This window comes from Streptococcus mitis (genome assembly GCF_008763935.1).
Taxonomy (GTDB): domain Bacteria; phylum Bacillota; class Bacilli; order Lactobacillales; family Streptococcaceae; genus Streptococcus; species Streptococcus mitis_DB.
In genome coordinates, this window is the sequence record NZ_VTQF01000001.1 from 133,748 (window position 1) to 149,605 (window position 15,858).

Sequence of the window (15,858 nt, forward strand, 5' to 3'; positions counted from 1 at the left end):
TCGTCCTTTGTATCTTAGTCAGGAGTAGAGATGAGTATTCGAGTAATTATTGCTGGTTTTAAGGGAAAGATGGGCCAGGCTGCTTGTCAGATGGTCTTGGCTGATCCAGACTTGGACTTGGTAGCAGTTTTGGATCCCTTTGAGTCTGAATCAGAATGGCAGGGTATTCCTGTTTTCAAGGATAAGGCTGATTTGGTCGGTTTTGAAGCAGATGTCTGGGTAGACTTTACTACACCAGCTGTTGCCTATGAAAATACACGCTTTGCTCTTGAAAATGGCTTTGCTCCAGTGGTTGGGACAACAGGTTTCACGAGTGAAGAAATTGCAGAGCTAAAAGCATTTTCTCGTGCTCAAGATTTGGGTGGCTTGATCGCTCCTAACTTTGCCTTGGGTGCTGTTTTACTCATGCAATTTGCAAGGCAGGCTGCTAAATATTTCCCAAATGTGGAGATTATCGAGCTCCATCATGACAAGAAAAAGGATGCTCCGAGTGGAACAGCTATTAAAACAGCTGAGTTAATGGCAGAAGTTCGAGAGTCTACCCAGCAAGGTGCGCCTGATGAAGAAGAATTGATTGCAGGTGCTCGTGGTGCTGACTTTGATGGCATGCGGATCCACTCAGTACGTTTGCCAGGCTTAGTAGCCCATCAGGAAGTCATCTTTGGCAATCAGGGAGAAGGATTGACCCTCCGTCATGACTCCTATGATCGTAGCTCCTTCATGACAGGGGTGAATTTGGGAATTAAAGAAGTTGTCAAGCGTCATGAGCTTGTCTATGGATTAGAACACTTATTATGAGATTAACGCAAATGCCTTCTGAATTTCAGAAGGCTTTACCAGTATTAGAAAAAATTAAAGAAGCCGGTTTTGAAGCCTATTTTGTTGGGGGGTCCGTCAGAGATGCACTTCTCAATCGTCCCATCCATGATGTGGATATTGCGACGTCTTCTTATCCAGAAGAGACCAAGCAGATTTTTCCACGAACAGCCGATATCGGAATCGAGCATGGAACCGTCTTGGTTTTAGATGGTGATGAGGAGTATGAGGTAACTACTTTTCGGACAGAGGATGTCTATGTGGACTATCGCAGACCCAGTGCGGTTTCATTTGTGCGTTCGCTAGAAGAAGACCTCAAACGCCGTGATTTCACAGTCAACGCCTTTGCCTTGGACGAGACAGGGGAAATCATTGACTTGTTCCATGGTTTAGAAGATTTGGAAAACCAAGTCTTGCGGGCAGTTGGAGTGGCTAGTGAGCGTTTCAATGAAGATGCTTTGCGGATTATGCGTGGTTTCCGTTTTCAGGCTAGTCTTGGCTTCGAACTTGAGTCAGAAACATTTAAAGCTATGAAAATTTTGACGCCACTTTTGGAGAAAATTTCTGTGGAGCGTACCTTCGTTGAGTTTGATAAACTCTTGCTGGCTCCATTTTGGAGAAGGGGTTTGGCTTCCATGATTGAGAGTCAAGCTTATGACTATCTCCCTGATATGGCATCTAGCCAGGACGAGCTTAATAGACTGTTTGATTTAGAGACTGATTTTACTTTTGAATCCTCTGAACAAGCCTGGGCAGCTCTACTGTGGGCTTTGGAGATTGAAAATGCGCAGCCATTTTTGAAGGCTTGGAAGACCTCACGTCAATTTGCCAAGCAAGTTCAGGATTTGCTGACTATTTTGGCCTTGCGTGAAAAGGGAGAATTGAGCAAGCGCGATTGTTATCGCTTTGACTTGGATTTACTTTTACAGTCTGAAAATCTTCGTCAGGCCCAAGGAAAAGAAGTCAACCCACAAGCCATCACTGAAACCTACCAGAGCTTGACCATTCATGATAAGAAAGAAATTCAGATTAACGGTGGCATTTTAATCAAGGAATATGGTTATCAGCCGGGCCCAGACTTGGGAGAGATTTTAACAGAGATTGAATATGCCATTGTCGATGGAGAATTGGAAAATGACCGTCAAGCCATCCATGCTTATCTGAGGGAGAAAAAATGAGTGATTTTATCGTTGAAAAACTAAGTAAATCCGTCGGTGACAAGACCGTTTTTAAGGATATTTCCTTTATTATCCATGACCTAGACAGAATCGGTCTAATCGGTGTTAATGGGACTGGCAAGACCACCCTTTTAGATGTTCTATCTGGTGTTTCTGGCTTTGATGGGGATGTCAGTCCCTTTTCGGCTAAGAATGATTACCAGATTGGTTACTTGACTCAGGACCCTGATTTTGATGATAGCAAGACGGTTTTGGATACGGTCCTCTCCAGCGACCTCAAGGAAATCCAGCTCATTCGTGAATATGAGTTGATTATGCTCAACTACAGTGAGGACAAGCAGGCTCGTTTGGAACGGGTCATGGCTGAGATGGATTCTCTTCAAGCTTGGGAAATTGAGAGTCAGGTTAAGACTGTTCTCTGCAAGCTGGGGATTCAGGACTTATCTACTCCTGTTGGGGAATTGTCAGGTGGTCTGAGAAGACGGGTTCAGTTGGCACAAGTCTTACTTGGTAATCACGACCTTTTGCTTTTGGATGAGCCGACCAACCATCTGGACATTGCGACTATTGAGTGGCTGACCCTCTTTTTAAAAAATTCCAAGAAGACCGTCCTTTTTATCACCCACGATCGTTATTTCCTAGACGCTTTGTCAACACGTATTTTCGAGTTGGATCGCGCAGGTTTGACCGAGTACCAGGGAAATTACCAGGACTATGTTCGCCTAAAGGCGGAACAGGATGAGCGCGACGCGGCTCTACTTCATAAAAAGGAACAACTTTATAAGCAAGAATTGGCCTGGATGCGCAGACAACCGCAGGCGCGTGCGACCAAGCAGCAGGCTCGTATCAATCGTTTCCATGACTTGAAGAAAGAAGTTTCAGGTGGTGCTGCTGAGACAGACTTGACCATGAACTTTGAAACCAGTCGGATTGGGAAGAAAGTCATCGAGTTTCAGGATGTTTGCTTTGCTTATGATGACAAGATAATTTTGCAAGATTTTAATCTCTTGGTGCAGGCTAAAGATCGTATTGGAATCGTTGGGGACAACGGTGTTGGGAAATCAACCCTGCTTAATCTGATTGCAGGCAGTCTTGAGCCGACAGCAGGACAAGTTGTGATTGGGGAAACTGTTCGTATCGCCTATTTCTCTCAGCAAATTGAGGGCTTGGATGAAAGCAAGCGAGTGATCAATTACTTGCAGGAAGTGGCAGAAGAGGTCAAGACCAGCGGTGGTTCTACGACTTCTATTGCAGAGCTGCTGGAGCAGTTTCTTTTCCCACGTTCGACGCATGGAACCTTGATTGAGAAATTGTCTGGGGGAGAGAAAAAACGTCTTTATCTCCTCAAACTGCTCTTGGAAAAACCAAATGTTCTTCTCTTGGACGAACCGACAAATGATCTAGATATTGCGACCTTGACAGTTTTGGAGAATTTCTTGCAAGGCTTTGCTGGTCCAGTTTTGACTGTTAGTCACGACCGCTATTTCTTGGATAAGGTAGCGACCAAGATTCTGGCTTTTGAAGATGGCAAGATTCGTCCATTCTTTGGTCATTATACCGACTACCTAGATGAAAAAGCCTTTGAAACAGAGATGGCCAATCAAGTACAAAAGGCTGAAAAGGAGAAAGTGGTCAAGGTTCGTGAAGACAAGAAACGCATGACCTACCAAGAAAAGCAGGAGTGGGCAAGCATTGAAGGCGATATTGAAGCCTTGGAAAATCGTATCGCTGCTATTGAAGAGGAGATGCAGGCCAACGGCTCTGATTTTAGCAAACTAGCTACTCTTCAAAAAGAACTGGATGAGAAAAACGAAGCACTCCTTGAAAAATACGACCGCTATGAGTATCTCAGTGAATTGGCATGATGGAAGAAAAAGTCATTAAACGTAGTCCTAAGAAAATCATTTGGAACGCCTTGTTTGGCCTTTTTTCAGTGCTTTTCTTCTTGTTATCTCTCTATTATTTCCATTCGCATTCGCAAAAGGGGACCAGATTTCATACGATAAGTCTTTTGTTAATGCTGGTTTTACTTTTTTATGCTGGAGTAGGAGTTTATCTGACTTACAGACTTTTAAGTTCGGACAAGGAATATTTGAGATTTACTGTTCAGGGATTTTACTACAAACCGAATCCAAAGAAATCCAGTCATTTCTATGCTTATGCTGATGTAGAGGAATTTTCCTTCTCTCGGATTCGAGGGAAGTATAGGAATTCCTATCAGATTGAAGTTTATTTTAAAAACAAGGAAAATGAGAAATCCCAATCACTTCTAGCCCTACTGAAGAGAAGGTATTGCCCTTTTTATCAGCCAGCAGATTTAATCATCCCTATCTTTCTACTAGATGTAGGTCTTCCTGAAAGGGTATACGAGACCATGAAGTACTATGAAAGAGAATGGCGTATTGAACAAAATCGTCAAGCAAGGAAACAGACAAAATAAGTTTCGAAAACCAAAGCTTCCAAACGCTTATAAGATAGTTTAGGTTAAAGAAAATCAATCAAAAAAGCCCTATCCATTGGATAGGGTTACTGTTTGTCTTCTTTTTTTGTTTCTTGATGAAAGATATTTTGCCAAGTTTCGTGGCGACGCCAGATACTGGTATGGATGATACCATCTAACTCATAGGAGATGAGTTTGGTCTTCTGACTGATGGAAGTGATCTGAATATCCTTGATAGCGGAATTCAAGTCTTTTTCGGCTTTATAGGCCTCTTTATCCATCTGCTCTCCATCTTGACGAATATAGACAAAATCGTCAGCCAAGAGTTCTTCCAGTTGATTTCCTTGGTCAATCAATTGCTCGCGCATAAGCAATTTTTTATAGACGTTATCTAAAATTTCATCCTCAGGAATAGGTGCGGGCTCGATATGGACATCGGTATCAAAGACTCCAAAACGTTCCTCCAGCATAGACTCGACTTGATCCGCGATTTCATGACTCTCAAAAACAGACAAGTCAGGATTCATTTCTAGCGTAATATCAAGGTAAATGTTGCTACCGTAGGTGCGACCTCTTTGAGATTTAACCTTGCTAATTTTGGGAATTTCCATAATGGCCTTTTGATAGTCCTCAAGCAGACGGTCGTCAAAGCCATCTGAAAGACTAAAGGAAGACTCGATAAAGATATCATAGGCAGTCTTCAAGATAAAGAAAGTGATGATAATGGCAACCAGTTTATCCACAATGGGATAATTGAAACTGCTAGCTAGGATGGCAATAGTAGTACCAAGTGAGGTAACAGCATCAGAAAGATTGTCCTTTGCTGCGGCCTTCAGTGCTTTGGAGTTGGATTTCTTACTGAGGCGAGTATTGTAGAGATAAACTAGAAACATAATCGCTGCAGAAATGATTCCTAGGGTTGCACCAAGAGGGTCAATGACTGTTTCTTCACGACTGAGAATCTTCTGAATGGTATCCCTTAGAACATCAAAGCCAACATAGAACATGATAATAGAAGTGACCAAGCTAGCCAAATCCTCAATCTTCCAGTGGCCAAAACGGTGGTCTCGGTCAGCAGGCTGGCGTGCCATCCGGATTCCAATCAAGAGGGCCACATTTCCAATGATGTCCGACACGTTGTTAAAACCATCGGCCACCAAACTGGATGAATGGAGGAGGTGCCCAGTTGCTAATTTCGCTGCAGACAAGATCAAATAGGTCGAAATACTGATAATGGCCCCACGCTCAGCTAACTTGAGATTTGAGATAGATTGCTTCATTCAACTTCCTTTCTAGTCATATAGCATTCTACCATTATACTGGTTTTCAAGGGAAAATTCAAATAAGTCATTTTTTACTCTTTGAAAACTTTTCAAAATTTGGTATAATAGTACTACTCAAGGGAGTAGCTGGCAGAAACCTGTGATAGTGTCGTCATTCCGAATTTTATACTGAAAAGTATGCTTTCCGGCACTATCTTAAACAGCGAGACTTGTTATGATTAATAGGTCTCTTTTTGTTTGTCGTGAAAAGATGCGATGAGGGAAAAGAGAGTCTGTTTTGCACACAATGTCAAGGAGGAGACACATGTCAAAAGAACAAAAACGCCAAGCGTTTTACACTCAGAGTCCTGAAGAGGTCTTGAAGGCTGTGGATGCGACCGAGCAAGGTTTGTCATCAAGTGAGGCGGAAAAGCGCCTTGCAGAATTTGGCCACAATGAACTCGAAGAAGGCGAGAAACGATCAATCCTGGTCAAATTTATCGAGCAATTTAAGGATTTGATGATTATCATCCTAGTTGCGGCAGCAATCTTGTCAGTCGTGACTTCTGGTGGGGAAGATATCGCAGATGCCATTATCATCTTAGCCGTGGTAATCATCAATGCTGCCTTTGGTGTTTACCAAGAAGGGAAAGCAGAAGAAGCTATCGAAGCCCTCAAATCCATGTCTAGTCCAGCTGCCCGCGTTCTTCGTGATGGTCATATGGCGGAGATTGATTCTAAAGAATTGGTACCAGGTGATATCGTCGCTCTCGAAGCTGGTGATGTAGTACCTGCAGACCTACGTTTGCTAGAAGCTAATTCTCTTAAGATCGAAGAAGCTGCCTTGACAGGTGAGTCTGTGCCAGTCGAAAAAGACTTGACAGTTGAACTTGCTGCAGATGCTGGTATTGGGGACCGTGTCAATATGGCCTTCCAAAACTCAAACGTGACCTATGGTCGTGGGATGGGTGTTGTTGTCAATACAGGGATGTACACTGAAGTTGGTCATATCGCTGGTATGCTTCAAGATGCGGATGAGACAGATACACCACTTAAACAAAACTTGAACAACCTTTCTAAAGTCTTGACCTATGCTATCTTGGTTATTGCACTTGTTACTTTTGTAGTGGGTGTTTTCATTCAAGGGAAAAATCCACTCGGTGAGTTGATGATCTCTGTTGCCCTTGCCGTTGCAGCTATTCCAGAAGGGCTCCCAGCTATCGTAACTATTGTTCTTGCCCTTGGTACTCAAGTTTTAGCCAAACGAAACTCTATCGTTCGTAAGTTGCCAGCAGTTGAAACTCTTGGTTCAACAGAAATCATCGCTTCTGATAAGACTGGTACGTTGACCATGAACAAGATGACCGTTGAAAAAGTCTTCTATGATGCAGTCCTACATGACTCAGCTGGTGACATTGAACTGGGTCTTGAAATGCCGCTTCTACGTTCAGTAGTCTTAGCTAACGATACTAAGATTGATGTCGAAGGCAATCTGATTGGTGACCCTACTGAAACAGCCTTCATCCAGTATGCCTTGGACAAGGGCTACGATGTTAAAGGTTTCTTAGAGAAATATCCACGTGTGGCTGAGTTGCCATTTGATTCTGAACGTAAGCTCATGTCAACAGTTCATCCACTTGCAGATGGACGCTTCCTCGTAGCTGTTAAAGGTGCGCCAGACCAACTCTTGAAACGTTGTGTTCTTCGTGATAAGGCTGGGGATATTGCTCCGATTGACGAGAAGGTTACAAACCTCATTCACACAAACAACTCTGAAATGGCCCACCAAGCCTTGCGTGTCCTTGCAGGTGCTTATAAGATTATCGATAGTATTCCAGAAAACCTGATCTCTGAAGAGCTTGAAAATGATTTAATCTTTACTGGTTTGATTGGGATGATTGACCCTGAACGTCCTGAAGCTGCTGAGGCTGTTCGTGTGGCTAAGGAAGCGGGAATTCGTCCAATTATGATTACAGGTGACCACCAAGATACTGCAGAAGCTATTGCCAAACGTTTGGGAATCATTGATGCAAATGATACAGAAGGACACGTTTTAACTGGTGCTGAGCTCAACGAACTATCTGATGAAGACTTTGAAAAAGTCGTTGGTCAATACTCTGTTTATGCCCGTGTGTCTCCAGAACACAAGGTTCGTATCGTCAAGGCTTGGCAAAAACAAGGTAAAGTCGTTGCCATGACAGGTGATGGTGTCAATGATGCGCCAGCTCTGAAAACAGCCGATATCGGTATCGGTATGGGAATCACTGGTACAGAGGTTTCTAAGGGGGCATCTGACATGATTCTTGCAGATGATAACTTTGCGACTATCATCGTCGCAGTTGAAGAAGGACGTAAGGTCTTCTCAAATATTCAAAAGACTATCCAGTATCTGCTTTCTGCCAATACTGCTGAAGTATTAACTATCTTCCTATCAACCTTGTTTGGTTGGGATGTCTTACAGCCAGTTCATCTTTTGTGGATTAACTTGGTAACGGATACTTTCCCAGCTATCGCTCTTGGTGTTGAACCTGCTGAGCCTGGTGTCATGAACCATAAACCACGTGGACGCAAGGCAAGCTTCTTCTCAGGTGGTGTTTTGAGTTCTATCATCTATCAAGGTGTACTCCAAGCAGCAATTGTTATGAGTGTTTATGGTCTTGCCCTTCTTTACCCAGTTCATGTGGGTGACAATCATGCCATTCATGCGGATGCTCTTACTATGGCCTTTGCAACCCTTGGTTTGATTCAGCTCTTCCATGCCTACAATGTCAAGTCTGTTTACCAATCCATCTTGACAGTTGGCCCATTCAAGTCTAAGACCTTCAACTGGTCCATCTTGGTATCCTTCATCCTTCTCATGGCAACAATCGTCGTAGAACCACTTGAAGGAATCTTCCACGTAACCAAACTAGACTTGTCACAATGGGGAATCGTTATGGGCGGAAGCTTTTCAATGATTATTATCGTCGAAATTGTTAAGTTTATTCAACGTAAACTCGGCTTTGACAAGAATGCGATTTAAAAAAAGTCATCTTCGGATGGCTTTTTGCTACAATTGAGGGAAAGGGCTTGCAGTTACTAACTTTTGTGCTATAATTGCTATAATATAGTAAACATCTAGAGGAGTGTGAGGAAGTGGAAAAGAAAATTGTAAAGGACATTTTGTTTTTATCACAGGTGTCTCAGCCGGCAAGTCAAGATGATCTGTATCTTGCCAGAGATTTACAGGATACGCTTTTAGCAAATCGTGAGACCTGTGTCGGTCTGGCTGCCAATATGATTGGGGTGCAAAAGCGCGTGATCATCTTTAATCTTGGATTGGTTCCCATGGTCATGTTTAACCCAGTGCTCCTGTCCTTTGAAGGACCTTATGAGACAGAGGAAGGTTGTTTGTCCTTGGTAGGTGTGAGATCTACTAAGCGTTATGAAACTATAAGGGTTGCCTATCGTGACAGCAAGTGGCAGGAACAGACCATTACCTTAACAGGCTTCCCAGCCCAGATTTGCCAGCATGAACTGGATCACTTGGAAGGACGAATCATTTAGGAGGAAAGTAAATGAAACGAATAGTCTTTGAACTTATTTTTATCGCAACAACCTGGTATATCTTTTTACCGCCCCTTAATTTGACCAGTTGGGAATTTCTCTTTTTCCTCTGTGGGCATTTGCTGCTTGTAGCAATCTTATTTGGTTTTGGTAGTGGGATAAATTTGGTCAAAACGGTTCATATGCGCCACGGCAAGGCGGAAGCTGCCTTAAATCTTGAGGGTTTCAAAATCAATCGGTTAGGGAAAGTTCTTTTAGCTTCTATTGGAGGAATTCTTCTCTTGGCAGCTTTGGTTTCCTTGGTGACTTCTAGTATTTTTCAGGCTAAAAATTATGCCAATGTAGTCACAGTTACGGAAAAAGACTTTACTGAATTTCCTAAGACTGATACCAGTAAGGTTCCTATCTTAGATAGAAGTACCGCTGAAAAAATTGGTGACCGCTACTTGGGTTCCCTAACAGATAAGGTGTCGCAGTACGTAGCGGCAGACACCTATACCCAATTGACGATTGATGGGAAACCTTATCGAGTTACGCCACTAGAATACGCAGATCCTATCAAGTGGTTTAACAATCAGGCCAAGGGAATCGGCGAATATATTAAGGTGGACATGGTAACCGGAAATGCGGACTTGGTGGACTTGAAGACACCAATCAAGTATTCGGACTCGGAGTATTTTAACCGCGATGTCAAGCGTCACCTGCGCTTGAAGTACCCAACCAAAATCTTCAAGACTCCATCTTTTGAGGTGGACGATGAAGGTAATCCTTTCTATGTGGCTACGGTTTACCAAAAGCAATTTGGACTTGCGGTTCCCCGTCCTGTTTCAGTCATTATCTTGGATGCTACAAATGGAGAAACCAAGGAATACAGCTTATCAGAAGTCCCAGAATGGGTAGACAGGGTCTATCCAGCTGAGGAAACCATTGAGCAAATCAACTATAACGGCAAGTACAAGGACGGTTTCTGGAATGCTATGATTTCCAAGAAAAACGTGACCCAGACTACCAAGGGCTATAATTATTTGTCTATCGGTAATGACATCTACCTCTACACAGGTGTGACGTCGGCCAATGCAGATGAAAGTAATCTTGGTTTTATCCTTGAAAATATGCGCACAGGAGAAATAACCAAATACAGCTTGGCTTCTGCGACTGAAGAATCGGCCCGTGAATCAGCAGAAGGTGCTGTTCAGGAGAAATCCTACAAAGCAACCTTCCCAATCCTCATCAACCTCAATGACAAGCCTCTGTACATCATGGGCTTGAAGGACAATGCTGGTTTGGTCAAAGAGTACGCCTTGGTTGATGCAGTCGAGTACCAAAATGTTATCGTAGCTACTACAGTAGAAGAACTGCTCAGCAAGTACGCCAATAAAAACGACCTTGAAATTGATAATGAAACAACAGAAAGCATTAAGGGTGTGGTGGCAGACCTCAAATCAGCTGTTATCAAGGGCGACACCGTATATTTCTTTAAAGTTGATAGCAAGATTTACAAGGTCAAGGCCTCTGTATCAGATGACCTCCCTTATCTTGAAAATGGTAAAACCTTCGAAGGTCAAGTAGGAAAAGACAATTATCTCAAGACTTTTAAAGTACAATAATATTCTTCGAAAATCTCTTCAAACTACGTCAGCTCTATCTGCAACCTCAAAAAGTGTTTTGAGCAGCCTGCGGCTAGCTTCCTAGTTTGCTCTTTGATTTTCATTGAGTATAAAAATAGGTTTTCTTAGAAAGTATAAGTTATAATAAGGTAAATTAATACTAATGGAGGACAAACAAATGGGTTTTTATGTGATGGTTGCTTCAATGTTACTGGGATTGCTCGTTTTGAAGATAGGTTTTTCTCAGTTCAAGGAGAAAAAAGATACATTCTTATCTATCTTAACAAGTTTAGCTGGCACAACCCTTGTTCTCGTGGCTGTCTGGTTAGGATGGCCAAAATAAACAGAAAAACCTCGTTCAAACCGAGGTTTTTTAGATGAATTTCTTGGTAGTGGCTAAAAAATATGCTACACTATTAATATGAAAATTTTAATCCCAACAGCAAAAGAAATGAACACAGACTTGCCGAGTATTGAAGCCGCTCCTTTAAAACCAGAAAGTCAGGCTGTGCTGGATGCCTTGGCCCTCTATTCTGCTAGTCAATTGGAGAGTTTTTACAAGGTATCAGCTGAAAAGGCGGCGGAAGAATTTCAAAATATCCAAGCTTTGAAAAGGCAGACTGCTCAACACTACCCAGCCTTGAAACTTTTTGATGGGCTGATGTACCGCCACATCAAGCGAGACAAACTGAACGATGCAGAACAGGCCTATCTTGAAAATCATGTCTTTATTACTTCGGCTTTGTACGGAGTCGTACCAGCCTTGTCACCCATAGCCCCTCACCGTTTGGACTTTTTGATGAAATTAAAAGTCGCTGGTAAGACTTTGAAGAGCCATTGGAAGCAAACCTATGATGAAGCTATGAATGGTGAAGACCTAATTTTCTCTCTCTTGTCATCCGAGTTTGAGACTGTATTTTCTAAGGAAATCAGAGGAAAAATGGTGACCTTCAAATTCATGGAGGATAGAGGTGGTCAGCTGAAGATTCATTCAACTATTTCAAAGAAAGCGCGTGGTGCCTTCCTGACAGCCCTGATAGAAAATCGAGTGCAGACGGTGGAGGAAGCTCGTCGCTTAAGCTTTGCAGGGTTTACCTACAGAGAAGATTTGTCACAGCCACAGGAATTGGTTTTTGTTAAGGAAGTATAGAAATCAGATAAGAGAAAAAGTCAGCAGGACCCTGCTGACTTTTTAGTTTATAAAGTATTGGATATATGAATCTCATTTGATAAAGTGTTGAGGTGATTAACCAAATCCATGATTGACAGATGGTTTCGGCAAATAAACTTCTTAGTAATCCCTGGAATATAGAAATTAGACACGATGATATCGTAATCTGTCTGATTTAAAATCTCAGGACTTGTTTGTAATTCATCCCAAGTATCGAAGGTGAAGCGGTTATTACAGTAATAGGAAAGCATATCAACAAAGGTAAGGGATATAGCATGGTCAAAGTTACTGATAATCAAAACCTTGATAGGTGGTCGATTTTCTAACAACTGAGTAGAGAGGTTTTCAGCGTGGGTTAAGATGGTGTACATCAAGTGTTCCAACTGTTCAGGATGGTCATGCTGTCCAATTGCTTGACGGTATTGAGCCAGTTCTTGACGCGCACTTCCCATAAAGTCTGGGAAGTAAACTTCAAATTTTTTAATCGTTAATGCTTTTTGTTCAAATAAGATTGGGGTAGAAAAGATTTCCTGTCTTTCAAAGAAAGCAGTGTTGTGTAAATGCCAAATCAGCTCATCGTGGTTGGTAAAAGTAATCTTATATTGTTTTGATAGGCTTTCTAATATTTGACTAAGTAATTGGTAAGAGTATCTTGCTTCACTGTTTTCTTCTAAAGAGTTGAAGAATTCTTGAGGATTTAAGAAAAGATTGTTTTGAATAAAGGATATAAAAATTTGGGCGATGATATCTGGAGTGATTTCAAGTCCCAGTTTTTCAGAGAAATGGACAAGTAGCTCCTCAAAATTTGGAATATTCATCAAAAGAGGGTAGTATTCATCGAAGAAATGATTTGGTAAGTCGATAAAATGACCATTTTTGACGCGGTAAATACTGATAGCTATCATCAATTTGTACATTCTATAAATTGAAAATCGCATTGGATAATTCGTGATTTTATAGAAGAAATCAGCAAACTCTGTTAAATCCTCCTCAGGAAGGTCTGGAAAAGGCCAGTCTAGGAAATAATAGCGCTCAGAAAAGTATTGGGCAAAAAAATAACGAATATCCGTTTCATTACCAAGAATTGCAGTAGGGGTAAAAGATAATTCAATCTGAAATTGTGATGATAGAGTTTTTGTAATATTTCGGCCTAATCGATAGAGGTTGGCATTACTTGAGTGAAGATTTTCAACTGTTCGATAAATAGGTAGCCCCTCATTGAAGAACATATACTCTAGTAATTGAAAAGATTGGGAATGGGCTAGAAAATATTGATAAATATCTTCTACACTAGTGTTAACATCTAAATCAATCATAATTCCGTTAACGGAAGATTGGATGTCAATATTTGGGAAAGCTGTTCGTAATTCATTTAAATCATTTTTTAGGATTCGTTCTGTACATCCTAATTTTTCGGCAAGTGCATGTAACCTTATCCAATTACGATTCTGAATTAAGGTTTCCATTAAACGTAATTGTCTTTGGTCTTTTGTGGATAAAAGGTTGCGCATTTAGGTATTTCCTCCTAAATTATATTGTATCATAATTATGATTCTTTTGTACAAAAAAACAAGAATTAAAAATATGTACATTAAATTCAAAAAAAAAAAAAAAAAAAATATGGCTCCATGGTACAAAAATCAGATATATTAATTTCATAGATAATATTGATTAATGGCTCAAATAGTTGTAAAGTGTAAACTATAAATTACTATCTAGGAGTTTGAAATGAAACATTCACATAAGAAATCATTTGACTGGTATAGCATGCAACAACGATACTCTATTCGTAAGTATCACTTTGGTGCGGCTAGTGTCTTGCTCGGGACAGCCTTAGTCTTGGGAACTGCTGCCAATGCGCAATCAGTACAAGCAGAGGAACAACATCCTGAGGCAACTAATAGTGTCTCTGTTGATAAGGATAAGGTAGATGAAGCTACTAAACCAGCAGAAGTTTCTACACCTAAAAAAGAAACAACTTATGCAGCTCCAACTGTTGCTAACCCAGTAGAAACGACTCCAGCTAAAACTGAAGAAGCTACTAGACCAGCAGAAAAAGTTGAAGAAGCAAAAGACAAAAAAGAAGCAAGTCATCAAGATGCTGTTGACAAGTCAAAATTGTTAACAGCTCTTTCACGTGCTAAAAAATTAGAAAGTAAGTTATATACAGAAGCAAGTGCTGCTAACTTGCAAGCAAGTATCCAAGCTGGTCAAAGCTTGCTTGGGAAAGCAGATGCATCTGAAGCTGAAATATCAGCAGCAGAGACATCTATCCAATCGGCTATTATTGGTCTAGAACTTCGTTCTAACTCTGATAAAGGAACTGTATCAGAAACTCCTGTAGTGAAGAAAGCTGACACAGCAGAAGCCAAAGAAGAAGCTAAGCCAGTTGCAACAACGACTGACCGTTCAGCTGTTGATAGTAGCGTTTTAGCAACTAATGCACCTGCCAAAGTAGAAACAACTTCAGCTCCAAAATCTACTAATGAAATCTTGAAACCAGGTTTGAGCCTTTCTGATGCTCGCCAAAATCCAGCTATCCGTAAGGAAGACTTGGATAAAGGTCATAGTGGCTTTAGAGCGGCTAGCAATCCAGCCAACCCAATTGTCTCAGGTTCTGGAAATACAGTTGCATTTTCAGACATCAGCCAAGGTGGTCGTAGTTATAGTTTCCGTGGCTACGGGAACTCACGTGGTGGTAATTCAATTCATTACGATGTAACAACAGTACGTCAAGGTAATAAATTGAATTTCACAATCAAATATTCTGGTCCGGGCGAATTTGTTAATAATAACTTTATCTTGGATAAAGGGGATGGATTTGGAAATCCTTCAAATGCAACCATCACAACCCCTAGATTGAGAGAACAATCAAAACCTATTAGCCAGGGTGCCAACTTTGTATCTCACTCAGGATACAGTATGACTTCTGCTACTTCAACTAACATGGAACAAACAATCAGATTTAGTTTGCCTATCATTAATCCAAATGGTGACTTGTCTGTTCGTTTGAAACCAGTTACTTTTAACGTGGACCAAGGTGGTGGTGGTGCCGCTACTAGCAATGACCCATACAGTAACTCCAACTATTATTACAGAGCAAATCCACTCCTCTTGGATGCAAATCCAAATGGTGGTACTAGTAACAAGACTGTTACAGAAGAACTTGAATTCCAAACTATCTATCTTCCAACTAGTAAATTGCCAGAAGGTGAGACTAGATTAGTTAGAGAAGGTGAAAAAGGACAACGTCAAATTACCTATAAAGTTCATCGATTAGGTAATGAAACAATCCTAGGCTTGCCAATTAGTAATAGAGTTACTAAAGAAGCTAAACCACGTATTGTTCAAATCGGTGTCGCTAAAGAATTCATTGAAACTGTAAAACCACGTGTTGATCAAAATAAAATCGGTGATACCAATAACCTCACTTTCTATCTTGATAATGATGGTAACGGTGTTTACACTGAAGGTGTAGACGAACTTGTTCAAAGAATTGCTATTAAAGATGGTGCTAAAGGTGAAAAAGGAGACCAAGGTGAACGCGGTCTCACTGGGGCACAAGGTGCTAAAGGTGAAAAAGGAGATCGAGGTGAACGCGGTCTCACTGGGGCACAAGGTGCTAAAGGTGAAAAAGGAGACCAAGGTGAACGCGGTCTCACTGGGGCACAAGGTGCTAAAGGTGAAAAAGGAGACCAAGGTGAACGCGGTCTAACTGGAGCACAAGGTGCTAAAGGTGAAAAAGGGGACCGAGGCGAACGCGGTCTCACTGGGGCACAAGGTGCTAAAGGTGAAAAAGGGGACCGAGGCGAACGCGGTCTCACTGGGGCACAAGGTG

At 41.5% G+C, this 15,858-nt stretch carries 12 protein-coding genes; 10 read left to right on the forward strand and 2 right to left on the reverse strand.

Going from position 1 to position 15,858, the window contains the following annotated elements:
* Positions 1–30 precede the first annotated feature (30 nt).
* The 4 genes from dapB to F9B91_RS00650 are packed head-to-tail and all read left to right on the forward strand — an operon-like array spanning position 31 to position 4,434.
* Positions 31–798, forward strand: a complete 768-nt coding sequence (dapB, locus tag F9B91_RS00635) for a 4-hydroxy-tetrahydrodipicolinate reductase (protein WP_150922237.1) — start codon at positions 31–33, stop codon at positions 796–798.
* Positions 795–1,994 (forward strand): CCA tRNA nucleotidyltransferase, encoded by a 1,200-nt coding sequence (locus F9B91_RS00640; protein ID WP_150922238.1) that lies wholly within the window; start codon positions 795–797, stop codon positions 1,992–1,994. Before dapB ends, F9B91_RS00640 begins: the two co-directional genes overlap by 4 nt.
* Positions 1,991–3,859, forward strand: coding sequence for an ABC-F family ATP-binding cassette domain-containing protein (locus tag F9B91_RS00645; protein ID WP_150922239.1), 1,869 nt, complete (start codon positions 1,991–1,993; stop codon positions 3,857–3,859). Before F9B91_RS00640 ends, F9B91_RS00645 begins: the two co-directional genes overlap by 4 nt.
* Entirely contained in the window at positions 3,856–4,434 is a 579-nt protein-coding gene (locus tag F9B91_RS00650; RefSeq protein WP_150922240.1) for a hypothetical protein, read from the forward strand. The genes F9B91_RS00645 and F9B91_RS00650 overlap by 4 nt, the downstream gene beginning before the upstream one ends.
* An 86-nt stretch (positions 4,435–4,520) precedes the next feature.
* On the opposite strand, the gene mntE is transcribed toward F9B91_RS00650, so the two are convergent.
* Positions 4,521–5,714, reverse strand: a complete 1,194-nt coding sequence (gene mntE, locus F9B91_RS00655; RefSeq protein WP_150922241.1) for a CDF family manganese efflux transporter MntE — start codon at positions 5,712–5,714, stop codon at positions 4,521–4,523.
* Positions 5,715–6,021: 307 nt separating this feature from the next.
* Between mntE and F9B91_RS00660 the strand changes: the two genes are divergently transcribed.
* The 5 genes from F9B91_RS00660 (at position 6,022) to yaaA (ending at position 11,999) form a co-directional block, all read left to right on the forward strand.
* Positions 6,022–8,718: a cation-translocating P-type ATPase gene (locus tag F9B91_RS00660; protein ID WP_033681536.1), complete on the forward strand. Its 2,697-nt coding sequence runs from the start codon at positions 6,022–6,024 to the stop codon at positions 8,716–8,718.
* A 113-nt stretch (positions 8,719–8,831) separates the two neighbouring features.
* A complete protein-coding gene (locus F9B91_RS00665; protein WP_150922242.1) occupies positions 8,832–9,242 on the forward strand; it encodes a peptide deformylase in 411 nt (136 codons plus the stop codon).
* A gap of 11 nt (positions 9,243–9,253) precedes the next feature.
* Positions 9,254–10,849 carry a hypothetical protein gene (locus F9B91_RS00670; protein ID WP_150922243.1) on the forward strand — a complete coding sequence of 532 codons (1,596 nt, stop codon included), beginning with the start codon at positions 9,254–9,256 and terminating at the stop codon, positions 10,847–10,849.
* A gap of 178 nt (positions 10,850–11,027) precedes the next feature.
* A complete protein-coding gene (locus tag F9B91_RS00675) occupies positions 11,028–11,192 on the forward strand; it encodes a DUF3953 domain-containing protein (RefSeq protein WP_033681539.1) in 165 nt (54 codons plus the stop codon).
* Positions 11,193–11,270: 78 nt separating this feature from the next.
* On the forward strand, positions 11,271–11,999 hold the full coding sequence (yaaA, locus tag F9B91_RS00680) for a peroxide stress protein YaaA (protein ID WP_150922244.1): 729 nt from the start codon (positions 11,271–11,273) through the stop codon (positions 11,997–11,999).
* 47 nt (positions 12,000–12,046) lie between these two features.
* Here the strand turns inward: yaaA and F9B91_RS00685 are convergent, their stop codons facing one another.
* Positions 12,047–13,531, reverse strand: coding sequence for a M protein trans-acting positive regulator PRD domain-containing protein (locus F9B91_RS00685; protein ID WP_150922245.1), 1,485 nt, complete (start codon positions 13,529–13,531; stop codon positions 12,047–12,049).
* 217 nt (positions 13,532–13,748) lie between these two features.
* Here F9B91_RS00685 and F9B91_RS11240 point away from each other — a divergent pair.
* On the forward strand, positions 13,749–15,858 hold a 2,110-nt coding region (locus tag F9B91_RS11240; RefSeq protein WP_191962380.1), incomplete at its 3' end, for a G5 domain-containing protein.